A 22,368-nucleotide genomic window follows, 5' to 3' on the forward strand; every position below is an offset into this window, starting at 1 on the left:
TAGAATGTGATTACGTGATCACACGAAGAAAGGAGATGAGACCATGACCGTCGATGAAACAAAAGAACGGATTCTCGACGCAGCCATCGCACTCATGAGCAATAAAGGGTTCTCTTCCACCTCCGTCAGGGAAATTGCCGCGAAGGCGGATGTGGCGGAAATGACGCTGTTCCGGAAGTTCAAAAACAAACAGGCTCTTCTCGAGGGCATTACCAAGCGCTATACGAAGGCGTTCTCGAATGCAAAGGTATTCGCAGAAGAGTGGACGTACGACCTTGAAACGGACCTGTGCACATTGAGTCAGACGTATCAGAATTTCATGGAGGAAAACAAAGCCATCGTTTTGCTCGCTTACAAGGAAGCAGGCGTGCATAACGAAGTATCAGAGGGACTCACCGCCAATCCGAAACTGATGAAAGCCCACCTGACGGACTACCTGCAGAACATGCAGAAAAAGGGGCTTGTCACAACGGAGCTTGATCTCGAGCTTCAGGTCATGAATTTCATGTGGATGAACCTCGGGCATTTCTCCTCGCAGTTTATATCGGGAAAGAAAGTATCCCAACTCCCGACCGAACAGTTTATTGAGAGCAGTGTGAAACTGTTTGTCAGAGGCCTGAAACCTTAATTCTATTCGATGTCAAACGCGGGGGCTGCCCCGCGTTTTTTTGATTTCCCCAAGACATCAGGGCCTGTTCCGATCAGCTGAAGACCTGTCTCTTTAGGCCTTTTTTTCAAATACCGTTTTACAAGTCGCCCCCATCAGACTATACTGAACGTATCGGTCATTGATCCAAAAACGCCAACTTCATATCATACGCAGTCAGGTTCTCTGCCCAGGCGGGCAGGGTGAAAAGGGAAGCCGGTGTAAATCCGGCACGGTCCCGCCACTGTAAGCACGGAGTCACACAGCAGTGTGCCACTGTCTCTCCATATGGAGAAGCGGGAAGGCGCTGTGGAATGCAAGACGTGCAAGTCAGGAGACCTGCCTTTCTGCCAAGCAAACACCTTCGAGGAAAAGGATGTTTCACACAGCTCATGCCGTTCGGCACAGAGGGCATGGCTCTCTGTCGTCAGGTGCATCCATCATGCGGCTGATCTGTGATCCATACACGTACGCTTTTCCTTCATGGGGAATGGCGTTTTTTTGTTACCCAATGCCGAAAATCAATCACTTGACTGGAGGAAAAGTACCATGAAAAAAACCTTGCTTTCACTGACTGCCCTTGCCATGATCACAACGGCATGCGGCAATGACAACACCCCGGAAGAGAATCTGAACGAGAACATCCCTGACAACGGGAACGCCGGGGACAATCTGGCTGAGAACAATGAAGAAGAAGACACCGAAGAAGCCGAAACAGAAGATACCTTCCCTGTCACCATCACCGATGACGCAGGCCGGGACGTGACGATTGAAGAAGAGCCCGAAACACTCGCTTCCCTGCTTCCAAGCAGCACGGAAATCCTGTTTGCCCTCGACGCCGGAGACCGTCTGATCGGACGTTCGGAGTTTTGTAACTTCCCGCCTGAAGATGTGGAAGACATCGCCGTGATCGGCGCAATGGAGATCGATGCCGAACAGATTCTTTCCCTCGAACCTGAACTGTTGTTCGTCCAGGAATCGCACCTGGCCAATTACAGTGAGATCCTTGACGAGTTCTCGGACGCCGGGATTGACTATCTTGTGATCGAGGGCGCCGAATCCTTCCAGGCCACGTACGAAGCCATCGAACTGATCGGAGACGCCACAGGCACCCGTGAAGCAGCCGACTCCCTCGTCAGTCAAATGGAAGCGGATATCGGACACATCGCTGAACAGGCTGAAGCCATCTCAGAAGAAGACCGAAAGCTCGTTTGGACAGAAGTTTCCCCGTCTCCGGATATTTTCACAGCCGGTGCCGGCACTTTTTTCGATGAGATGCTCAGCACCATCAACGCTGACAATGCCGCAGGTGATCATAACGGCTGGGTTCAGCTGAACGAAGAAGAGATGATCAGCCTCAATCCGGACGTCATCATTACCACTTACGGATACTATGTAGAGAACGCGTATGAAGAAGTCGCAGAGCGCGACGGCTGGCAGGGAGTCCCTGCCGTAGAAAACGGCGAGATCCACGATGTGGATAACGATACCCTGTCACGACCGGGACCGCGACTCGTCGAGGGAGTGGAGACACTTGCAAGACTCATTTATCCGGACGTCTTTGAATAAACGAATCACAGCAATCTATATCGGTGCCGCAGCCTTTGTCTTTGGTGCCATCCTCCTCTCCTTGTCTGTAAGTTCCGTTCATGTGCCCCTGTCGCATATCGCCATCATCATCGGCGAGAACATGCTCGGCTTGGAGGCGCATCCTGCGGTCAGCGACGGGGAACGGCGCATCATCTGGAACATCCGCCTGCCGAGGATCCTCCTAGGCGCAGGCGTCGGTGCCGCACTGGCCCTGGCCGGCGCCGCATTCCAGGGACTGTTGCGAAATCCCCTGGCCGATCCGTATACGATCGGGGTCTCTTCCGGGGCCTCTCTCGGGGCCGTGATTGTCATCTTCTTCGGGATTCAGCTGCCGTTGATCGGAGGCTATACGCTTCCCTTCATGGCGATTCTCTTCGGATTCATCACGCTGATGATCGTCTTTGGCCTCGTCCGACTGACAAGCCGGAGTCTTGCCGTGGAGACAATCATTCTCGCCGGGATCATCATGAGTGCCTTTATCGGCGCCATCATATCCCTTCTCATCGCCCTCGGAGATCAGGATGCCATGACGCAGATCCTTTACTGGCTCTATGGCAGCGTCGCATTGAGAGGCTGGGGCTATGTGCAGCTCTTGGCTCCTTTTCTCATAGTGGGCAGTCTCATTCTCCTCGTCTACTACCGGGAGCTTAACGCCATGGCCCTCGGTGAGGAGGCTGCGGGACATCTCGGCGTCAACGTACAGCGGGGGAAAATCACCGTTGTGCTCGGCGCTTCGCTGTTGACCGGGGCTGCAGTTGCCGTCTCCGGGACGATCGGCTTTGTCGGGCTCGTGATTCCGCATCTCGTCCGCCTTTTGACCGGGCCGAACCATCAGCACGTCCTGCCGATTTCGCTGTTGGTCGGAAGCGGCTTTCTCGTTTCCGCGGACCTCCTTGCACGTACGATCATCGCGCCTCAGGAAATGCCCATCGGCGTTCTGACAGCTCTTATCGGGGCCCCGGTATTTGCCCTGTTACTGATTCGCAAACGCTTCGGAAAGGAATGAGCCCCATGCTTAAGATTGACCATCTCTCCGGCGGATACGGACAGACAACCATCATTCATGACGTGAACCTCACTATCCGTAAGGGCGAGTTCTTCACTCTCCTGGGCCCGAACGGCAGTGGCAAAAGCACCCTCTTTCGCCTCATCAGCGGCACGCTTCCCCCTGAAGAGGGTCGGATCATGATCGACGGGACACCGCTCGATTCGATGAGCCACACGAAACGGGCTCAGACCATCGCCGTTCTCAGCCAGGAGGCGAATGTCTCTTTCGACTTTACCGTTGAAGAAATCATCAGTTTGGGACGCTATGCCTTTCAGCGCGGCCTGTTCAAAACCCTGTCCGCAAGGGACCGATCCGTCATTGATGACGCCATGCAGCTGACGGACACCGCCGTCTTTCGACATCATCCGTTTCGGACACTCTCCGGCGGGGAAAAGCAGCGCGTGCTTCTTGCAAAGGCTCTCGCACAGGAACCGAAGCTTCTTTTACTCGATGAGCCGACGAACCACCTTGATATCCGGCACGCCTTTTCCCTTCTCGACCTGTTAAAAGACTGGCAAAAGCGCCATGATCTGACGGTGTTTGCGATCCTCCATGACCTGAATGTCGCTTCACTGTATGCAGACAGGGTCGGTCTGATTCAAAAAGGCTCCCTTATGACGACCGGCAGTCCGGACCTCCTTCGGGAAGAGGACCGGCTGTCTGACATTTATCACGTCAAGGTCAATGCCCAATCGCATCCGGTGCTCCCGAGGCCGCAAATCCTCATGACACCGGGACATGCGGTTCATAAAGGCTCGTTTCAGTTCGGGAAGGACGTCACCATCGACCGCTCCGACGACGTGATTCATCTCGCTTTTGATGAGCCGCTGCGGACGATTTCAAGCGGGGTCACAGGCGACGGGATCCGCTGGATCCGTCACTTCTGCAACTTCCATGTCGACCCGCATTATGACGGTGTGGCACCGGTGACCGATATGACCCGCTGGCTCGATCACCGCGAACTCCCGGTCGAGAGTACCGTAGGGATGATGACCGCCGTCCATCTCGCCGATGCCGCAACCATCAGACGGACCGTTGATGATGTGGACATTATGGTGATTGCCACGGCCGGTGTCGGCAATGCCGTGGACATCACCCTTGCCGATCAGCGTGACGGGCTGAGCCAAATCGGTACCCTGAATGTCATGGTCTTCCTCGATGCCCATTTCACCGATGGTGCCCTGGTTAATGCCATGATGTCCGCCACAGAGGCAAAGACGAAAGCCCTCAGTGATCTCGGCATTCGTGACCGCTATACCGACACCATTGCCACGGGTACACCGACGGACAGCCTCGCCATCGGCACGACGCAGCACGGAGAGCTCACCCCCTTCGCCGGATCCGGCACGCCCGCCGGGAAAGCCATCGGCAGCGTTGTCTACGACGCCCTCACTGAAGCAATCGGCCATTACCTGAACCGAAAACAGCAATAACCGAAGAAACACAAACAGGCCGCCCTCCGGATGGAAGGCGGCCTGTTTTGGTGTGTTATTCGGCTGCGCGGTTCGAGACTTCGATAGCTCTGTTCGTTCCTTCCACAGCCTGATTCAGCGCATCTTCAGGACTTGTCCCCTGATAGAGAGCTTCAAGGGCCGTGACGACCTGTTCTCTTGATTCAGGGAAGACGCTGATCAAAGCACCCTGCGTAGCTGATGAAGGGATCGTTTCCTGCAGCTGTGTGATCGGTACAGTCAGCTGTGGCACATCTTCATGAGCTTCAACGACACGGTCAAGTTCATACGCAGCCGGATTGGTCGCGAAGTAACCCGTGTTCATATGCCAGTCTGCCTGCGTTTCCGCTTCGTTGAACCATCTCATGAAATCAAAGGCGGCAGCCTGTTCCTCCTCACTGATGCCATCACTCATCCAAACGGAAGCGCCTCCGATAATCACGCCGTTTCGTTCAATCTCATCGGCATGGGGAACGAAGGATGCCCCAATTTCAAACGGAGCATTGTCAATGGCTCCGGTGATTCCTGCACTTGAGTCCATGTACATCGCCACATCTTCATTTTGGAACGCCGCACGGATATCATCCCAGTCGCGGCCATAGTAATTCATCGTGCCTTCTTCCGTCATGTCAGAAAGCCATTCGAATACCCTGAGACCCTCTTCTCCCCCGAACGTCGCCTCTGTGGCAAGATCTGAGCGCCCGTTGTCATTATTGACAAAGTCAACGCCCTGCGTCGAGATCATCTGTTCAAAGAACCAGCCATGACCGAGCATGGAGAACCCGTACGTGTCCTCATTCGTAAGGGCACGTGCCGCTTCTGCGATTTCACTGAACGTTTCCGGCGGATTGTCCGGATCGAGACCCGCTGCTTCGAACATGTCTTTGTTGTACATCAGAACCGGCGTTGACGAGTTGAACGGCATGGAATACAGCTCGTCGTCAACCATGTAATAAGTCAGGATGTTTTCTTCAAGCTGACTGATGTCATAATTCTCTCTGTCAATCCATTCCTGCACCGGTGTGATGTAGCCGCTGTCGATCATGTACTTGGTGCCGACTTCAAACATCTGCACGAGACCCGGGGCCGTTTCTGTGCCGCCCACAGTACGGTATTGCGTCAGAAGTTCTTCGTATGAGCCCTGATATTCAGGCGTAATCACATACTGATCCTGAGACGCGTTGTAATCGGCAACGAGTTCTTCAAGTGTATCACCAAGCCCGCCGCCCATGGCGTGCCAGAATTCGATCTCCAACGCATCCTCCGATACGGTTTCTTCTTCCCCTGCTTCATTATTGGCTTCGCTGTTTTCTTCATCAGCCTGATTGACGTTACCGTCGGAAGCCGCAGCACCCGTATTTGTTTCTGATTCCGTATTTTGATCCGCACAGGCCGTTAACGCCAATACCGCCATGCTTCCCGCTAACCATGTTGCTTTTTTCATCTCTTCATTCCTCCAGTTTGTTTGTCCGTTAGTCATGCATTTCTGTTATTTTAATGCGCCTTTTGAGAGGCCTTTTTGCAGCTGTTTCTGGCCGATCATCAAAAGAAGCAGAGTTGGAATAATCACGATCACAACGCCCGCCATGACCATACCCCAGTTGGTTGCCACTTCGTCGGCCTGCAGGCGGCGGAGTCCGATCTGAACGGTACGCACCGTATCGTTCGTCGTAACAAGAAGCGGCCACAGGTACATGTTCCAGGTCGTCAGGAATCCGTAAATTCCGAGCGTGACAAAGCTTGTTTTGGCATAGGGAATCACGACTTTGTAGAAAAACTGAAATTTGGAGAGCCCCTCGACCTGAGCGGCTTCATAAAGCTCCAAAGGAATCGTCTTAAAGTGCTGCCTAAGAAGGAACGTCCCGAACGCCAGCGCGAAAAACGGTATGGTCAGTGCCAGATAGGAGTTCATCCAGCCGAGATTCAGGATCGTCAGGAAGTTCGGGATCATCGTCGCTTCCCAGGGAATCAAGAGCGTCGAGATAAAGATCAGGAACACAACCTGCCTCCCCCGAAACGGGACGAATGCGAAAATAAAGGCAGCCAGTGCGCTGACGGTGAGCATCCCGATCGTTACCGTGGATGCGACGATGACACTGTTTCTGAGGTAATGAAAAATCGGCACCGAAGCCAGCACATCCCGATAGTTGTCAAGCGTCGGGTTCCCCGGCAGCATCTGTCTGTTCATCACCTCATTTGGAGGCATGAAACTGATCGACACGGCATAGAGAATCGGGAAAAACATCACCACGGCTGAGATCACAAGAAGCGTATAGAACACGATTTTTCTCATCATTGATAGTGCACCTTCTTCTCTCCGAACTTAAACTGCAATAGCGTAATCCCGAGGACGACAGCGAAGAGAATCATCGCCATGGCGCTCGCCGGACCGAACTGGTAATAAATAAACGCTTCACGGTAAATCGCATAGATGATCAGATTCGTCGCCTCTGCCGGCCCGCCTCCTGTCAGGATATCCACCTGTCCAAAGGACTGAAAGGAGTTGATGAACGTGATCGTAATGATAAAGAAAAGCGTCGGGGAGAGCATCGGTATCGTAATCCGTCTCAACTGATACAGATACTTGGCCCCGTCAATGCGTGAACTCTCATAGAGATCCTGATCGATGTTTTGCAGACCACCGAGAATAATCAGAAACGAGAAACCCGTATTCATCCATACCGTCGTAATCGCAACGGAGATCAGCGCCATCGTGGAATCCTGCAGCCAGGCAACGTTCGAGAAGCCGAGGAGATTGATGAACGCGTTCAGGGAACCTGCAGTCGGATGAAAGATAAACAGCCAGATCACCGCTGATGCGGCGACACTCATGCCGAGCGTCGACGCAAAAATCGTCCGGAAAAACCCGATCCCTTTCAGCTTTTCATTGGCGAGGAGCGCAAGAAAAAGTGAAAGCGCCACACTCGTCGGAACCGTCAGAATCACAAAGGCGAAGGTCGTCACGACGCTGTTGCGAAAGGAGGCTGACTGCATGAGAAATTGGTAGTTCTCCATCCCGACAAACAGGGACGGTTCTCCCTGGGCATTCGTAAAGAAAAAACTGAGAAACAGCGAATAAAACATCGGATAGAACAGAAAAACAGAAAACAGGATAACCGACGGCAGTAAATACAGCGCTGCGATCCGGTAGTTTGCCGACTTCTTCCACCAGGAAGACCGGCTCTTGATCCGATACCGTTCCGTCATGTCACCGACGCTTAACCGCTGTTTTTCTTTGTCCTGCAAATGGGTGACATCCGCCGCTCTCATGATGACTTCACCTGCCCTGATGCTTCCGGAACGGATTGAAAGGGATTGAGATCTGATTCAATCCAGACCGCTTTGCCGGACTGGCTGTCAAAGAGATGAATGTCTTCCCAATGGACATAGAAACGAAGGGCTTCATCCCGCTTCAAATGGATCTGACCCGGTAATTTGGCCCGCCAATCCTGCCCGGCAATGGGAAACTGCACAATCGTCTCATTCCCGAGAATCTCCACATGACGGACAGTCGTATTCACCGTTAAATACTCACCCTCCTCTTCTTCAGAAGGGAGATTCAGGAGCAGTTTCTCTGCGCGAACGCCAACCTTGTAGCGCTTTTCCTGATTTTCGGTATAAAAGGAAACAAAACCGTCAATCTGAAAGGAGTGTCTCGTATCCCCCCGGCTTACTTCTGCCAGGTTCATCGGCGGTGCACCGATGAAGGTTGCGACGAAATCATTGGCAGGATTGTTGTAAAGTTCAAGGGGGGTGCCGATCTGCTGGACTTCCCCGTGATTGAGAACCATCATCCGGTCCCCCATCGTCATAGCCTCCACCTGATCGTGCGTAACATAGATCATCGTGATCCCTAAGCGCTGCTGCAGTTCCCGGATCTCCGCGCGCATTTGCGCACGCAGTTTGGCATCCAGGTTTGAGAGCGGTTCATCCATCAGGCAAATCGGCATCTGGCTCACGACGGCACGGGCAAGTGCAACCCGCTGCCGCTGTCCGCCAGAGAGCTCCCTCGGTTTTCGTTTCAGGTAATCGGTCAAACCGAGCATCTCTGCGGCGTCCATGCAGCGCTTCGTCCGTTCCTCCTTTGTCATCTTTCGTACTTTCAGCCCAAAAATAATATTCTCTTCCACGCTCAAATGCGGATAGAGGGCATAGTTTTGAAAAACCATGGACAGCTTCCGTTCACTCGGGGCCATATCGTTCGCAAGATCACCGCCGATATGCATCTCACCTGCTGTAATCTCTTCAAGACCCGCAATCATCCTCAGCATCGTTGATTTTCCGCAGCCGGAAGGACCGACCAGGACGAAAAATTCACCCTGCTTTATCGTGACGTTGACATCCTTCACGGCGAAACTGTCACCGTCATAACTTTTTGTCAGATGCTTCAATTCCACATCAGTCTGTGCAGCATCCTGTTGCTCCTGATTCTGTGACACGGTGTATCCCCCTTTATGTGCATCGTTCTCAACAGTTCATGTTGTCGTTGCACTGTTTACTTTAACCGATGTATGTAAAGACAGAATGAAGAACATGTTCGGGTTCTGTAAACATTGTTAATGATGTAAATATTTATTTGCATACCAACAGGTCAGACATCTCCCGACAAGATCAATATGCAAATGGGTGAGCAAACCTGTTGCATTTCTTTCGTGAGGCGAATAGAATAATGCTCGTACGATTTTTACTACACACACATTGGAAAGGTGATGCATCATGGCAAACGTATTGTATATTACGGCACATCCACTGACTGCCGAGCAGTCATTCAGTCTTGCAACGGGGGAAGCGTTCCTGAACGAATATAAGACCCACCACCCGGAAGACACCGTGGAACATATCGATTTATTCAAAGAGGAGATCCCGTATATCGACGCCGACGTGTTCAGCGGCTGGGGCAAGCTTGGTCAGGGAGAAAGCTTTGACAACCTGACAGAAGCCGAACAGAAGAAGGTCGGTCGTCTCGCTGAACTGAATGAACAGTTTATCCAGGCAGATAAATATGTCTTCGTCACTCCGCTGTGGAACCTCGGGTTCCCTCCGGTTGTAAAAGCCTATCTCGATGCGACAGCCGTTGCAGGCAAGTCATTCAAGTACACAGAAGAAGGACCTGTCGGGCTTCTGACGGACAAAAAAGCCGTACACATCCAGGCACGCGGCGGGTTTTATTCCGAAGGACCAGCTGCGGATCTTGAAATGGGCGACCGTTATATCCGTCAGATGATGGGGTTCTTCGGAGTTCCTTCCTACGAGACCCTCTCCATTGAAGGACATAACGCCGAACCGGAAAAAGCGGATGCCATCAAACAAGCTGCCACAGAGAAAGCTAAGGAGCTTGCACTGAGCTTCTGATCAAAATTCTCCACACAAAAAACCCGGATGCACGGCCAGTCCATGGCTGTGCATCCGGGTTTTGCTTTTGTATGATAATAAGGAAGAATTCCTGCGTTACACCGTCTCTTTTTTCGGCGCAACACTCGCGATATACGGGAGGTTCCGGTACTGTTGGGCGTAATCGATCCCGTAACCGACAATGAACTCATCCGGTATCTGAAAGCCGACATAGTCAAGCGTCAGATCTTCCACTTCACGGCGTTCCGGTTTATCCAGGAGCGCACAGATTTTGAGCGCCTTCGGCTGGTGCATCTTGAAGTGATCCATCAGAAAATGCAGCGTCAGGCCGCTGTCCACGATATCTTCCACGACGACCACATTCTCACCGGTAATATTGGAATCCAGATCCTTCAACAGCCGGACCTTCCCTGTTGATTCCGTCTGATTGCCGTAGCTTGACACCGAAATAAAATCGATCTCCACACTGCCGCTGATGTGACGCATAAGATCCGCCGCAAACATAAACGAGCCTTTCAGTACCGCCACAAGCGTGATCCGCTCTCCCTGAAACGCCTCTTCAATCTCCAAAGCCAGTTCCTTTACCCGATTCTGAATGACCTCTTCACTGAGCATCGTCCCTTTGATTTCGTAATCCACCATCATCACCCTCGTTCCTCATTTTTTGACCACATTTATTCTAGCAGAGATTCCGTCAGTTGGCACCTGTCAGTTTCAGTTATATCATCACTCCCCGCATGATGCGAATCCGTGGTAGGATATGTGTAGACAACTGAACAAAGTACAGAAAGGATGACCACTTTTGAAACAAGTAAAACTTTATTTAATCCGCCACGGCGTCACCGCCTGGAACCGTGAGGGAAAATACCTCGGCCACACCGATGAACCGATCCTCGAGGAATCCTATCCTGTGATCGATCAGTTACAACCCATCGTCGATGCATTCGGTAATGCCTCAATTACATCGAGTGATCTGCTTCGCTGCCGGCAGACCGCGGAACGCCTCTTTCGTCCTGAAGACATCCACTTCGACAGCCGTCTGCGGGAAATGCAGTTCGGCACATGGGAAGGCAAGACAAAAAACGACCTGAGTGGCGATCCGGCATTTGAAACGTGGCTGAATGACTATCATCTCAGCCTGATTCCTGAAGGGGAAGGAGCGGAAGCCTTCTCAAGCCGGGTCCTCGGTTGGTGGAAGGATTATACATCGAGAGCGGATTTTGAGTCAGAACCGCATATCGTTGTCGCTCACGGCGGCGTGATCCGGGTGTTGATGATTCACCTCACCGGAGGGAAACTCGGCGATTTCTGGGACTGGAAAGTGCCCCATGGGACAGCCTTTCAGCTTGATCTCGAACAAACCCCTTCAGGTTGGCAAGCCCAGGGCTGGTCACGGCTCCCCTGATGAAGAGGTTCCTTTCTCGAGGCGTATCAGTCGTTTCATCTGATACAACAGCGCTGTAAAAAGCCCGTTTTGAATGGCCGACACCCATGTGCCGGGTGCGAATTTTTCACCACGGATGTAGAAGGTAAGCAGTGCCGCTGTCTCCTTACGGGTGAGCCGGCGGATCTCCTCTGACGTTACCGGAGCCCCCGGATCGATGTCCTGCATAACGGCAAGATAACCGGGATCGTACCAGGACGAAGCAAGTACGTCCTCCACAAATGTGAGTACGCCTTCTTCATAATCCGGTTCCGTGACTTCGAGAATGCCCCCGGTCTTCACGATCCCACTGTCAGGCCACCGGTAATAAAGGGCTTCCCCTTTTTCAAAATAGGCAATATACGCATCGATCCGTTCTGTGGTGAACTCCTCACCCATCGCCATCACACCCCTTTTTCCATCGTTACTTCTGATGGTACCCGAACCGGTGACAGGGACTGTCACGGAACGGCAGTTCGACGCTGTTTTTATGATTAGTTTCGCTTTATGGAGGTATGTATATGCTGATTGTGATATTGACATTTTTTCTGATCCTGTTTGCCACAGACGCACTGATTCTGAGCCTGACCAGGGGCGACCGCTGGAAACAGATTCTTTCAGGTGCGGTCTTTCTCGTCATCGCCCCTGTTGTATTTCTTGCTTCACTCGGAATTTTGCCGAATCTTGAAATGTTCTCCGCAGAAGGAAGCGCTGAACTGACAACGCTCATTATGACGACCTCACTCGTGTTGAACGGAATGATCATCCTGGTGAAAGGGATCCTCACATCGGACAAGAGTCCCGGTTCACAGTAAATCAAAAAAAAGTTCAAAGTTATTGACAATTTAGAGGATTTTTATCGGATCAACCATCTCCCTCCCCGAGTCATGGTACATTGGATTCAGACAATGTACCATGACTTTGGGAGGGATTTTTATGTGGCGCAAGATGAGCATTTCACTCAAGATGATCGTCATCGTCGTCGTTTTGATGTTGCTTTTGACAACCGGTCTTCAGACGTACAACCTGCAGTCCACCGCTTCACTGAATGAAACATACCTGGAGGAAAACGATAAACAGATCGAAGCCAGTATCAATCAGGAACTTGACAGCGTCTTTCAACAACTGAGAATCGGGATGGATATCGTCCGCCATTCCCCGGAAATCGTCGACGCTTTTGACGAGCGCGACCGGGATGAGCTCAGTACAAGGACCCTTCCGATTATGGAGGACCTGCGGGAGATTGGCATTGCTCAGTTTCAGTTTCATCTTCCGGATGCCACCTCATTCTTTCGCGCTCACGATCCGGAAACCTTCGGAGACGACCTGAGTTCATTTCGACATACCGTAACGGAGGCAAACAGCGAAGAAAGGGTCGTATCCGGTCTTGAACGGGGTGTGGCCGGAGCGGGCTTCCGCTATGTCGTGCCTGTATCTGCCAATGGCACACACATTGGCACAATGGAGCTCGGTCTCGGTCTGAACGAGGTGCTTTTGACATCGTTTCAGTCCAACTTTGGCGGTGAATGGATTTTTGTCGACCTTGAAGACGGCGAAACGCTCGTTGCAACCGGAGACGACAGCATTCACCCTCCCCCGAATACGGAACATGTCAACACTCTCGGATCCGGTGAAGCCCTGACCATTGAACAAGGCAACTACCGCTCTCACCTGATCCCGCTTGCTGATTATTCCGGGGATTATCAGTGGTATTTGCAACGGACCGATGATCAGAGTGCACTGATTGCCGAGCAGCGGGCCGAAACCATTCAGTCCACCCTGTTCAGTGCGGGCTTCACGCTCTTTGCCATCCTCGTCATCACCTGGTTTACGAGACGCTCACTGAAGCCTCTGCAGGCAATGAGCGCTTACGCAGACCGGATTGCGGCCGGCGACTTCACGTCGGATCCCGTCTCGTACCGCAACGATGACGAAATCGGCAAACTCGCCAGTGCCTTTACGGCCATGGTCAAAGCATGGCGGGGCGTTCTCGGGAACGTCACCGACAGCTCCCAACAGGTTGCCTCCACCGCGGAAGAACTGTCCGCAAGCAGCGAGGAGACGAGCAGGGCAACTGAAGATATTTCACAGGCCATTCAGGATATCTCGAATGCCTCAGACGAGCAGTCCAAAAGCGTCGCGTCCGTCCGGAACGTTGTCTCTTCCGTCAATGAGAAAATGAGCGGCATCACGACCGAGATGAATGAAGCCACAGAAGCAAGCCGCCAGACCGAAGATGCCGCAGTAACCGGTGAGAACGTTGTGAACCGCTCTCTCAAGCAGATGACCGATATCCAGTCGTCCAATGAATCCATGAGCGGAACGATCACGGACCTTGGCAACACATCCAGGGAAATCGGCCACGTCACGCAGCTCATTACCGACATTGCCGAACAGACGAATCTCCTTGCACTGAATGCGGCCATCGAAGCCTCCCGCGCAGGTGAAAGCGGACGAGGATTTGCAGTTGTCGCCGATGAAGTGCGTAAGCTCGCTGAACAGTCCGGCGAAGCAGGGAAAAACATTCACCGCCTCATCTCGACAATTCAGGAACGCATTGATGAAGCGATTCGCAAAACGAATGAGAATAATGGCGAAATTCAGGCCGGGATTCAGTCCGTTGAAGAAGCAGGCTCGTCTTTCACTGTCATTACGGCACATATTTCCTCGATGGCCTCTCAAATCCAATCGGTCCAGCAGTCTGTCAGGGACGTTACCGAACAGATTCATGAACTGAACAGCTTCACTGACGAAACCGAAGAGATGACCCGTTCGATGAGTGACAACACCCAGAACGTCGCCGCTGCGGCTGAAGAACAGCACGCATCCGTTGAAGAGGTATCCGCCGCTGCGGACACCCTAGCCAAGATGGCAGAAGAGCTTCAGGATCAGGTCTCCCGCTTTAAACTGTAACCGTCAACCAGGCACCTGCAAATTCTGCAGGTGCTTTTTCTGTTGATAATAATTATCATAAGTATAATTGATAACTCCTATCAATTACCTCCATTGCAACATCCGATAGTGATTGTCATTCTCAATTAAAAATAATTTTCTCAATTGTAACTGGTAACCGCACTCCCCTCATGGTATAATCAAACAAAAGAGAGGTGATGCGTAATGGCTACTGAACATACCCTGAAGGCAAAGAATAACCAGGCTGGTCAAATCCCTGTTTGGCGGTTTCTGAACAAACATAAAGAGCTTCTGTTCGCCGGTGCAGGCGGATTGTTTCTCGTTGCCGGCTTCATTATGGACAGGATGGACGCGTCTGCCGTGGCCATTGTGCTGTTTCTGTTGGCCTATACCATCGGCGGCTACTATAAGGCGAAAGAGGGCGTGACGGATCTCGTCATGGACCGGCGTCTCAATGCCGAGATCCTCATGATGCTGGCCGCTATCGGGGCCGCTTCCATCGGCTACTGGGAAGAAGGGGCGATACTCATCTTTATCTTCTCTGTCAGCGGTGCCCTTGAGACCTACACGATGCAAAAAAGTGAAAAAGACCTCTCTTCCCTGCTGTCCATGGCCCCGGATACGGCTCTAGTAATCGGAGAGAACGGGGACCTGATACCCACACCCCTTGACGATGTTCAGATCGGGGACCGGGTGATGATCCGCTCAAACGAACGGATCCCGGTGGACAGCACTGTCATCAGCGGCACATCCGCCGTCGATGAATCCGCTTTGACCGGTGAAGCAGTTCCTGTTGAGAAATCCAGCGGCAGTAAACTGTTTAACGGGGCCATGAACGGCAACGGGACACTGACGGCTGAGGTCACCCGCCGTAACGAGGATTCCCTCTTTCAGAAAATGATCAGCTTGGTCAAACAGGCCAAGGCTGAGCGCCCGGAAACACAGCGCTGGATTGAACGGATTGAAGGACCGTACGTCATCAGTGTCCTACTCGCCACCGTCCTGCTTTTCTCTGTACCCTATCTCTTTTTGGACTGGGCCTTTACCGACGCCTTTTACCGCGCGATGGTCCTGCTCGTCGTCGCCTCACCCTGTGCCATCGTGGCCTCTGTCATGCCCGCCATGCTCTCAGCCATTTCCACCGGAGCACGAAACGGCGTACTGATGAAGGGGGGCGTCTTCATGGAACAGCTCTCCAAAGCGAACGTCATCGCCTTTGATAAGACAGGGACGATCACGGAAGGAACGCCAAAAGTCACGGACTTCCACTGTCCCTCAGATGAACAAAACATCCTCGCTGCCGTTTTGGCCGTGGAACAGCAGTCAAACCACCCGTTAGCAAAGGCCCTTGTGACGTATGCCGAAGATAACCTGCAATCGAGAGAAGTGCCGGCTCCTGAATCCGTCGACGACCTGACCGGGTTCGGTGTGAAAAGCCGGATCGCCGGTAGCGACTGGCACATCGGCAGTCTGTCACTTATGAAACAGCTCGGTGCCGAACACCTGGATGCCAATGCGACCGACACAATCGCATCGTGGCAGTCTGAAGGAAAAACCATTGTCTGCGCAGCAAAAAACGGCACATTCGCCGCCGCTTTTGCCATTAAAGACCAGATCCGTCCCGGCGTGATGGAAACTCTCGCCATCCTGCATAAAAATGGTATCGACACCGTCATGATCACGGGCGATCAGGAACAGACCGCCAAAGTCATCGCCGAAGAAGCCGGGGTATCGAGCTGGTTTTCTGAAAGTCTCCCGGAAGATAAGGTGAATGAAGTCGCCCGGCTGAAGGAGCGCTACGATTCCGTCATCATGGTCGGGGACGGCGTCAACGATGCCCCGGCTCTTGCCAAGGCAGACATCGGCATTGCCATGGGATCGGGGACAGATGTCGCCATCGACACCGCCGACCTCGTCCTGATGAAGAATGATCTCAGTAAAATTGATCTCTCTGTCACCCTGTCCAAGCGGATGAACCGGATCATTATCCAGAATCTGATCTTCTCCATCAGCGTCATCCTCGTCCTGATCACGGCGAACTTCTTTCAGAGTCTAACCCTGCCCCTCGGGGTGATCGGTCATGAAGTCAGTACTATCCTTGTAATCCTGAACGGCCTCAGGCTGTTAAAGGGCCACTGATCACCACCGCAGGGCCTGAAACGGTCAAAAAGACCGGCGCTCTCCACCATCGGATAAGCGCCGGTCTTTCTCTTTGTCTGATGTTATAAATCGGCCAGTGCCTCGTCAAAAATCGGCCAGCGTTTTTCCCTGGCAATCGACATCATCTGTTCATCGGGATTCACAACAACCGGTCTGTGCACATATTCAAACAGCGGAATGTCCGTTTCGCTGTCCGCATACGCCCACGTATACAGATCCGACTCGCCAAAGGTCGGTTCAAGCCCTTCTTTTTTGAGCCAGGCCTTCAGGGCGGTGACCTTTTCTTCCCCGTTGATGATGCGGGCTATTTCCCCGGTACAGACACCGTCCTTTGTAAAGCCGAGTCTTGTACTGATGATATCTGCCTCCACATCCAACAGCTCACGGAAGGCTTCGAGAAACGGATAGAGTGCCCCGGAGAGAATCACCAGCCTGTCTCCTCTTTTTTCGTGCTCTTTTAATTTCTCCACGAGTTCAATGTTGACGTTGTCCCAGTCACTGCCCGCCAAATCCCTGAAGAACGAATTGATCTCTTCGGTCGTCATGCCCTTAAAGGTCATCGCAAAGCCCCTGAAAAAACGCATCTTCATGGCCTGCTTGTTCTGAAAGAGCCAAACAAAGAGCGACGCGACCACTTCAACACCCATTGTCAGCCATTGACGCCAGCCGAAATGCTTCTTGCCCGCTTTGAACATTGCCTTAAATGAATCCCCCTGATAGAGGGTCCCGTCAAAATCAACGGTCACGATCGCCATTGTTCTTCACCTCGTTTTTCTGTTCGCCGTCACCGTGACGGCTTCTGAACTGTTCTCATTATCCATCGTATCTCATTTTCCACAATATGCAAGAGGAAAACGGCCCGACTAATCCGTCTCCGCTATGACAGCCTGAATAACGGCGGTAATCAGCCGCGGTGTTTCATGAAACGCATTCTCCCTGTGAAGACGCTCCGAGACCAGATGCGGATCTTTACCGAACGGGCCCAGATTAAACACCGGTGCGTCAAGCTCTGCCATCTCACGAAAGGGAATGTGATAAACCGAGTCATCAAGGGGCATGTTTCGCACATACGCCTCGGCCATCCGGCTCGTTTCCACAGCCTGAACATAGCTCAGATCACTGATGCCGTTAAAATAATGCCGGTGTGTCAAAGGCCGTGCGTTCGTTTCCCCTGCCTCGTACACCGCACGCTGAATGCGTTGAATGAGCGGGGAATCAGAGCTGTTTACCGCCGGATAGTATGGCGGAACGTACAGACAGACTGCCACCGGCCCAAGCTCCGGACAGAGGCTGATGAGCCATTCCGTCTGCTTCATGCACCGCTCCCGCAAATCAAGGGAGGCATCTGCCGCAATCCGCTGCATGCCTTGTGCGAGGACCGAAGGATCGGCATGTTCCTCGGCATAAGCTGCCAATTCTTCATATGTCATGACCCTGATGGTCCGTCCTTTTGCTTTTGGAATTTTACGATGCCAGTCTGCCTCACAGGCAGCCATCGCATCCTCCACAACCTGCCGGAAACCGGCCATCACTTCGTCCGGTCCCTGCTTCAAGATCAGAAGATTGAACATGCTGTACATATATGCCGGTGTCTGGACCGAGTATTCTTTCTTCATATCCTTCGCAGAAAGCGTCACCGGAAGCGTATTCTCCTCTTCGTATACGGTTTCAGAGAAGACGGGGTTCCATTCCATCTCCCGGGTCACATACGAAAGCATAAAAGGAGCACTGATTCCCTTCTCTCCTTCTCCGCCGTGAGTACCCTGTCCCTTTACGACGACAGCTGGCATCAGTTTCCCCGCTGAACCGGTGTACATATACTGTGATTCATCTGTTTCTGTCACAGGAAACGAAGGTTCCCCGTTCAGGAAAAGACGCCATGTCAGCCCCTCTTCTTTAGCCCGTTCATGAAGAACCGGAATCATGCTGCGCATTCCGTCTGAATCCCCTTCTTCATCATGAACGGTCACGAGAAGCAGGTTCACCGGCCACTTCTCCTGAGCCGCCTTCTCCAGGATATGTAAATGTATTGCAAGTCCCGCCTTCATATCCATAATGCCTCTGCCAAACAGGTATTCACCGCTTTTGGCATCGTGAAGCACCTGATCGGCAAATCCCCCGTCCGATGCTTTGATCTTCTCAGTCAGGGCGACGGCATCGAAGGCAAGCGGGGACAGCGCCCCGTATTCCCGCGTATCCACCGTATCAAAGTGGCTGATGAGTACGATCGTCTGATCCGTCTCAGGCTGTTCGGCCCGGTATAACGCAGACAGGCTCTGCCTGCCGTCCGGTCCATCGTGAAGTCTTACCCGCTCCGGGTTCCGTTGAAAACAGGGCAGCGAAAGCAATTTTTCCTGCAGACGGTAGGGAAAATCCCGTTCACCCCTCGTATGGGTAATACTGTCCCAGCTCACCAGTTCACCGATGAGCGCTTCAAGATCCTGAAAAACCGGTTCATGATTCATGACATCAACACATCCTTTTATTCGGGTTTGGCACGGTCAGCCATGACTGCTACAATAATGGACAAAGAGAGCCAAGGGAGCTGACTGCAAGTGTACGCATTTCGATTCATCATACTCACCATCATTCTCCTCGGGTTCGGCACAGCCTGCACCAATGGGAAGAGTGATGAAACCGTCATCGAAGGCAGGGTCTCCGGTCAGCCTGACAGCATGAACCGCCTGATCCTCCTTGAGTACGATGACCTGACCGGTTCTTCTTTCTCGGCACATGTCAACCGTCATGAGCGGCAAGGGTATGAGTCGGTGAGTTATTTTATCCATCTTACCACAGATACACAGATTATCGGAGCATCCGGAGAGGCGGTGACTTTCGATGATTGGACAGATGGTGAAGGGTTTCTCCCGAACCAGCGCGTATCAGCCGAGCTGAGTGACGGAGCGTCTTTCACTTCGGAATCGACGTCACTGCCTCGCTACGTCACCTATCAGCCCCGGTTTTTGCCTGCTTATACGGCCGAATCCGTCACCGTTAAACCCTTCACTCCAGAAGATCTGTATGCCTACTACCGGCCTGTATCAGAAAACCGGTATCAGGTCCTGATCCTCTCAGACAGTCATACGGACAGTCCCCCCGCCTCACGGATCCAAAACGAGCTGGCCGCTCTCATGGGCGAGAGGGAACGGGTGGATATCGATGTGATTCATCCCGGTGAACAAGGACTTGAGGAAGTCGGAGAACGGCCCCTCCCTCATTACGTGCTCTTAAACCAGGCAGGCATCCTGGCCGAGTCCGCCGAAGCAAAAGACATGTATGACGCATTATCAGAGATGGATTGACGAATAAACAGAGGCGAACCGGGTACACGTCCCTGTTCGCCTTCTTCATGTTCTCCGGAACGCCGTCTTTTCAGGATTCCCGGATTTGAATAAATTCGTCTACAACCTTCGGATCAAACTGTTTACCCGCCTGTTCCTTCAGTATCCGGAGTGCCTCTTCCTCTCGCATGGCTTCCCGGTATGCCTGCGGCGTCGTCATCGCCTCGTAAGCTTCGGCAACCGCGATGATTCTCGCCTGCAGTGGAATGTCCTCCCCCTTCAGTCCTTTCGGATAGCCGCTTCCGTCCCACCACTCATGGTGTGCGAGAACCGTCTCAGAAAGATTCCCATAGTGATTGACGGCATTCAGGATGTTGTACCCCACTTCCGGATGGCGTTCGATTTCCGCACGTTCCTCATCTGACAGGGCATCTGCCTTCAGCATCATCTCTAAGGGCAGCGCGACTTTGCCGATATCATGTACAATTCCCGCAAGTTTCAGCTCTTGCAGCCTCAGACGGTCCACGCCCATCCGTGAGCCGATCATCTCGGCAAGAACACCGACCCGCTCGGCATGCTCCTCTTCGTTCGGAAATCCGTCAAAGAATGTCCGCATGATCGTCTCGACCGCTTCCTGGGCGAGCTTCTGCTTATTCTCCACTTTCTGACGGTACATCTTCTCTTCTGCTTTCTTGAGAATATGTTCCGTCGGCTCCTCACGGCGGTGCTTTGCCTCCCAGCCAAATGAAGCCGTCACCGGCATCCCGCCGACTTTAAAACGGCTTAAGCCTGTAGAGATCCGGTCCACAACAATCTCCACTTCCTTCATGCTCGTCTTGGGCAGGAGAATCGTAAACTCATCCCCGCCGACTCTCGCGATAATGTCATCAGCCCGAGTTTGCTGCCGTATGATTTGAGCCACCTTTTTCAAAAGCTCGTCACCCTTCGAATGACCGAAGGCATCGTTCATCAGCTTGAGTCCGTTGACATCCATGACAAGGACCGAAAGCGGGAAATTCCGATCGGTATTCAGCCGCTTCAGTTCCTCTTCAAGGAAGCGCCGGTTATAAAGATCCGTCAGCTGATCATGAAAACTGAGATACTCTATCTGGCGAATCCGCTCTTTTTCCGCCGTATGATCCCGGAAGACGACAACGGCTCCCTTCACCTGACCTTCACTGTTGCGGATCGGTGCGGCACTGTCCTCAACGGGAATCTCTTTGCCGTATTTATTCATCAACAGCGTATCTTTCTCGAGTTCGAGAGTGCGTCCTGTTTTCAGAATCTCATATACGAGGCTGTCGTGCTTTTCACGGCTGTGCTCATCGATGATATAAAAGACTTTATCAAAGGGCTGTCCTTTTGCTTCTTTGAACGTATACCCGGTCAGCCGCTCTGCGATCGGGTTCATCAGGACAACCAATCCGTCTTCATCCGTCGCGATCACACCGTCTCCCATGGACATGAGCGTCGTTTTCAGCGTCTCTTTCTCAATGAAGAGTTCGTCTTCGACCTGTTTATAGTCGGAGATGTCCATACCGATCCCCAACACCCCGTCAATGTCCCCGTTATCATTGGTGAGACGCAGCTTGATGGACTTCACCGTATGCGGTTTCCCGTCACTGAAATGAATCGTCTCTTCTTTCACAATCGGAATCTCCGACTCAAGGGCCTCCGTGTCACCCCGCTGACAGACAGACCGCTCCTCTCCGGTTACCTGATAGTGTTCCTGAAACCACCGGTTCGAAAGACGCACGTTGCCTTCTTTATCAAGAAGCCAAATCCCGGCAGGCATATGGTCAAAAATCGATATCAACAGACGGCTGTTGTCATTGAGTTTCTTCTGATACTGTTCATTTTGTCTTTTATACTGTTCTTCCTCCGTGACATCCTTAAAATGCCCATGAAATCGAACCGTTCCATCGTCAAGCGTTTCCGGACGGGAATACCCCTGAACGACCCGTTCACCATGAACAGGGTGCATGACCCGAAAGCGCATATCCCAGAGACCGCCTTCCCTTGCGAGCCGCTTCGTCTCATCCAGGATATCATCTAGATCCTCAGGGTGAATATACCGAAACAGCTTCTGCTCATCCGCCATCACGTCTTCTGCCGGACAGCCGAACATCTCTTCTATGCCCTTACTGGCATAGTCAAATACGCCTGTTCCTTCCGGTGTCAGGCGATACTGATACATGGCTCCTGGTACGTATGTCAAAAAGTCTGCCAGCTGTTGTTGGGGGATGGCATTCGCATGATGATTGTTTGAACCCATTTTTCAGCGCTCCTTTTCCTCATCTCTCTGTATAAACGTCCGGTAAAGATGTCTGTTCTTCTATGTACACTAGGTCTATTATATCGCACACAGCGTAAAATACTAGTAATTTTTCATCTTCAATCCAACTTTTGTTCTATATGGTTTTATACCCAACAGGAGATCCTCCCCTTTTTGTCGAATTTTCAGTTTTATTCGACATGTTGCTCTTCCTCACAGAACTTGCTAC

Annotated in this window: 19 protein-coding genes and 1 riboswitch; of the genes, 10 read left to right on the forward strand and 9 right to left on the reverse strand. The window is 52.3% G+C overall.

Going from position 1 to position 22,368, the window contains the following annotated elements:
- Positions 1 to 43 precede the first annotated feature (43 nt).
- The 4 genes from BSEL_RS14720 to BSEL_RS14735 all read left to right on the forward strand — a co-directional run bounded on the left by BSEL_RS14720 (position 44) and on the right by BSEL_RS14735 (position 4,717).
- Complete coding sequence (locus tag BSEL_RS14720; RefSeq protein WP_013173798.1) at positions 44 to 628, forward strand: TetR/AcrR family transcriptional regulator; 585 nt, start codon at positions 44 to 46, stop codon at positions 626 to 628.
- Between the two features lie 180 nt (positions 629 to 808).
- Positions 809 to 1,007: riboswitch (cobalamin riboswitch) on the forward strand.
- A gap of 188 nt (positions 1,008 to 1,195) precedes the next feature.
- On the forward strand, positions 1,196 to 2,215 hold the full coding sequence (locus BSEL_RS14725) for an ABC transporter substrate-binding protein (protein WP_013173799.1): 1,020 nt from the start codon (positions 1,196 to 1,198) through the stop codon (positions 2,213 to 2,215).
- Positions 2,181 to 3,242, forward strand: coding sequence for a FecCD family ABC transporter permease (locus tag BSEL_RS14730; RefSeq protein WP_013173800.1), 1,062 nt, complete (start codon positions 2,181 to 2,183; stop codon positions 3,240 to 3,242). The genes BSEL_RS14725 and BSEL_RS14730 overlap by 35 nt, the downstream gene beginning before the upstream one ends.
- Before the next feature lie 5 nt (positions 3,243 to 3,247).
- A complete protein-coding gene (locus tag BSEL_RS14735; RefSeq protein WP_013173801.1) occupies positions 3,248 to 4,717 on the forward strand; it encodes an adenosylcobinamide amidohydrolase in 1,470 nt (489 codons plus the stop codon).
- Between the two features lie 55 nt (positions 4,718 to 4,772).
- On the opposite strand, the gene BSEL_RS14740 is transcribed toward BSEL_RS14735, so the two are convergent.
- The 4 genes from BSEL_RS14740 to BSEL_RS14755 are packed head-to-tail and all read right to left on the reverse strand — an operon-like array spanning position 4,773 to position 9,174.
- Positions 4,773 to 6,179, reverse strand: coding sequence for an ABC transporter substrate-binding protein (locus BSEL_RS14740; RefSeq protein WP_013173802.1), 1,407 nt, complete (start codon positions 6,177 to 6,179; stop codon positions 4,773 to 4,775).
- Between the two features lie 45 nt (positions 6,180 to 6,224).
- Positions 6,225 to 7,031 carry a carbohydrate ABC transporter permease gene (locus BSEL_RS14745; protein ID WP_013173803.1) on the reverse strand — a complete coding sequence of 269 codons (807 nt, stop codon included), beginning with the start codon at positions 7,029 to 7,031 and terminating at the stop codon, positions 6,225 to 6,227.
- The gene (locus BSEL_RS14750) at positions 7,028 to 8,005 is read right to left on the reverse strand and encodes a carbohydrate ABC transporter permease (RefSeq protein WP_013173804.1); all 978 of its coding nucleotides are present in this window, start codon (positions 8,003 to 8,005) and stop codon (positions 7,028 to 7,030) included. Before BSEL_RS14750 ends, BSEL_RS14745 begins: the two co-directional genes overlap by 4 nt.
- On the reverse strand, positions 8,002 to 9,174 hold the full coding sequence (locus BSEL_RS14755) for an ABC transporter ATP-binding protein (protein WP_013173805.1): 1,173 nt from the start codon (positions 9,172 to 9,174) through the stop codon (positions 8,002 to 8,004). Before BSEL_RS14755 ends, BSEL_RS14750 begins: the two co-directional genes overlap by 4 nt.
- A 277-nt stretch (positions 9,175 to 9,451) precedes the next feature.
- On the opposite strand from BSEL_RS14755, the gene BSEL_RS14760 reads away from it, so the two are divergent.
- Positions 9,452 to 10,087, forward strand: coding sequence for an FMN-dependent NADH-azoreductase (locus BSEL_RS14760; RefSeq protein WP_013173806.1), 636 nt, complete (start codon positions 9,452 to 9,454; stop codon positions 10,085 to 10,087).
- 96 nt (positions 10,088 to 10,183) lie between these two features.
- On the opposite strand, the gene hpt is transcribed toward BSEL_RS14760, so the two are convergent.
- Positions 10,184 to 10,726: a hypoxanthine phosphoribosyltransferase gene (hpt, locus tag BSEL_RS14765; RefSeq protein ID WP_041582540.1), complete on the reverse strand. Its 543-nt coding sequence runs from the start codon at positions 10,724 to 10,726 to the stop codon at positions 10,184 to 10,186.
- Between the two features lie 163 nt (positions 10,727 to 10,889).
- On the opposite strand from hpt, the gene BSEL_RS17245 reads away from it, so the two are divergent.
- Complete coding sequence (locus BSEL_RS17245) at positions 10,890 to 11,492, forward strand: histidine phosphatase family protein (protein WP_013173808.1); 603 nt, start codon at positions 10,890 to 10,892, stop codon at positions 11,490 to 11,492.
- On the opposite strand, the gene BSEL_RS14775 is transcribed toward BSEL_RS17245, so the two are convergent.
- Positions 11,478 to 11,909 carry a DUF6508 domain-containing protein gene (locus BSEL_RS14775; RefSeq protein ID WP_013173809.1) on the reverse strand — a complete coding sequence of 144 codons (432 nt, stop codon included), beginning with the start codon at positions 11,907 to 11,909 and terminating at the stop codon, positions 11,478 to 11,480. The genes BSEL_RS17245 and BSEL_RS14775 overlap by 15 nt on opposite strands.
- Positions 11,910 to 12,031: 122 nt before the next feature.
- On the opposite strand from BSEL_RS14775, the gene BSEL_RS14780 reads away from it, so the two are divergent.
- The 3 genes from BSEL_RS14780 (at position 12,032) to BSEL_RS14790 (ending at position 16,562) form a co-directional block, all read left to right on the forward strand.
- On the forward strand, positions 12,032 to 12,325 hold the full coding sequence (locus BSEL_RS14780) for a hypothetical protein (protein ID WP_013173810.1): 294 nt from the start codon (positions 12,032 to 12,034) through the stop codon (positions 12,323 to 12,325).
- Between the two features lie 121 nt (positions 12,326 to 12,446).
- Complete coding sequence (locus BSEL_RS17250) at positions 12,447 to 14,423, forward strand: methyl-accepting chemotaxis protein (RefSeq protein ID WP_013173811.1); 1,977 nt, start codon at positions 12,447 to 12,449, stop codon at positions 14,421 to 14,423.
- Positions 14,424 to 14,627: 204 nt separating this feature from the next.
- Entirely contained in the window at positions 14,628 to 16,562 is a 1,935-nt protein-coding gene (locus BSEL_RS14790) for a heavy metal translocating P-type ATPase (protein ID WP_013173812.1), read from the forward strand.
- A gap of 83 nt (positions 16,563 to 16,645) precedes the next feature.
- On the opposite strand, the gene BSEL_RS14795 is transcribed toward BSEL_RS14790, so the two are convergent.
- Positions 16,646 to 17,338, reverse strand: coding sequence for an HAD family hydrolase (locus BSEL_RS14795; RefSeq protein WP_013173813.1), 693 nt, complete (start codon positions 17,336 to 17,338; stop codon positions 16,646 to 16,648).
- Between the two features lie 108 nt (positions 17,339 to 17,446).
- Positions 17,447 to 19,048 (reverse strand): M20/M25/M40 family metallo-hydrolase, encoded by a 1,602-nt coding sequence (locus tag BSEL_RS14800; protein WP_013173814.1) that lies wholly within the window; start codon positions 19,046 to 19,048, stop codon positions 17,447 to 17,449.
- Positions 19,049 to 19,138: 90 nt separating this feature from the next.
- On the opposite strand from BSEL_RS14800, the gene BSEL_RS14805 reads away from it, so the two are divergent.
- Positions 19,139 to 19,885 (forward strand): hypothetical protein, encoded by a 747-nt coding sequence (locus BSEL_RS14805; protein ID WP_013173815.1) that lies wholly within the window; start codon positions 19,139 to 19,141, stop codon positions 19,883 to 19,885.
- 70 nt (positions 19,886 to 19,955) lie between these two features.
- On the opposite strand, the gene BSEL_RS14810 is transcribed toward BSEL_RS14805, so the two are convergent.
- Positions 19,956 to 22,139: an HD domain-containing phosphohydrolase gene (locus BSEL_RS14810; protein ID WP_013173816.1), complete on the reverse strand. Its 2,184-nt coding sequence runs from the start codon at positions 22,137 to 22,139 to the stop codon at positions 19,956 to 19,958.
- Positions 22,140 to 22,368: the final 229 nt, after the last annotated feature.

It is taken from the genome of [Bacillus] selenitireducens MLS10, from assembly GCF_000093085.1.
GTDB classification, from domain to species: domain Bacteria; phylum Bacillota; class Bacilli; order Bacillales; family Salisediminibacteriaceae; genus Salisediminibacterium; species Salisediminibacterium selenitireducens.

What these genes read in the sequence shown, in the direction of transcription:
- BSEL_RS17250 (WP_013173811.1), top strand. Translation starts at nt 12,447, where the DNA reads ATGTGGCGCAAGATGAGCATTTCACTCAAGATGATCGTCATCGTCGTC.
- BSEL_RS14775 (WP_013173809.1), bottom strand. Translation starts at nt 11,909, where the DNA reads ATGGGTGAGGAGTTCACCACAGAACGGATCGATGCGTATATTGCCTAT.
- BSEL_RS14800 (WP_013173814.1), bottom strand. Translation starts at nt 19,048, where the DNA reads ATGAATCATGAACCGGTTTTTCAGGATCTTGAAGCGCTCATCGGTGAA.
- BSEL_RS14780 (WP_013173810.1), top strand. Translation starts at nt 12,032, where the DNA reads ATGCTGATTGTGATATTGACATTTTTTCTGATCCTGTTTGCCACAGAC.
- BSEL_RS14735 (WP_013173801.1), top strand. Translation starts at nt 3,248, where the DNA reads ATGCTTAAGATTGACCATCTCTCCGGCGGATACGGACAGACAACCATC.
- BSEL_RS14760 (WP_013173806.1), top strand. Translation starts at nt 9,452, where the DNA reads ATGGCAAACGTATTGTATATTACGGCACATCCACTGACTGCCGAGCAG.
- BSEL_RS14725 (WP_013173799.1), top strand. Translation starts at nt 1,196, where the DNA reads ATGAAAAAAACCTTGCTTTCACTGACTGCCCTTGCCATGATCACAACG.
- BSEL_RS14810 (WP_013173816.1), bottom strand. Translation starts at nt 22,139, where the DNA reads ATGGGTTCAAACAATCATCATGCGAATGCCATCCCCCAACAACAGCTG.
- BSEL_RS14790 (WP_013173812.1), top strand. Translation starts at nt 14,628, where the DNA reads ATGGCTACTGAACATACCCTGAAGGCAAAGAATAACCAGGCTGGTCAA.
- BSEL_RS14750 (WP_013173804.1), bottom strand. Translation starts at nt 8,005, where the DNA reads ATGAGAGCGGCGGATGTCACCCATTTGCAGGACAAAGAAAAACAGCGG.
- BSEL_RS14745 (WP_013173803.1), bottom strand. Translation starts at nt 7,031, where the DNA reads ATGATGAGAAAAATCGTGTTCTATACGCTTCTTGTGATCTCAGCCGTG.
- BSEL_RS14740 (WP_013173802.1), bottom strand. Translation starts at nt 6,179, where the DNA reads ATGAAAAAAGCAACATGGTTAGCGGGAAGCATGGCGGTATTGGCGTTA.
- BSEL_RS14720 (WP_013173798.1), top strand. Translation starts at nt 44, where the DNA reads ATGACCGTCGATGAAACAAAAGAACGGATTCTCGACGCAGCCATCGCA.
- BSEL_RS14795 (WP_013173813.1), bottom strand. Translation starts at nt 17,338, where the DNA reads ATGGCGATCGTGACCGTTGATTTTGACGGGACCCTCTATCAGGGGGAT.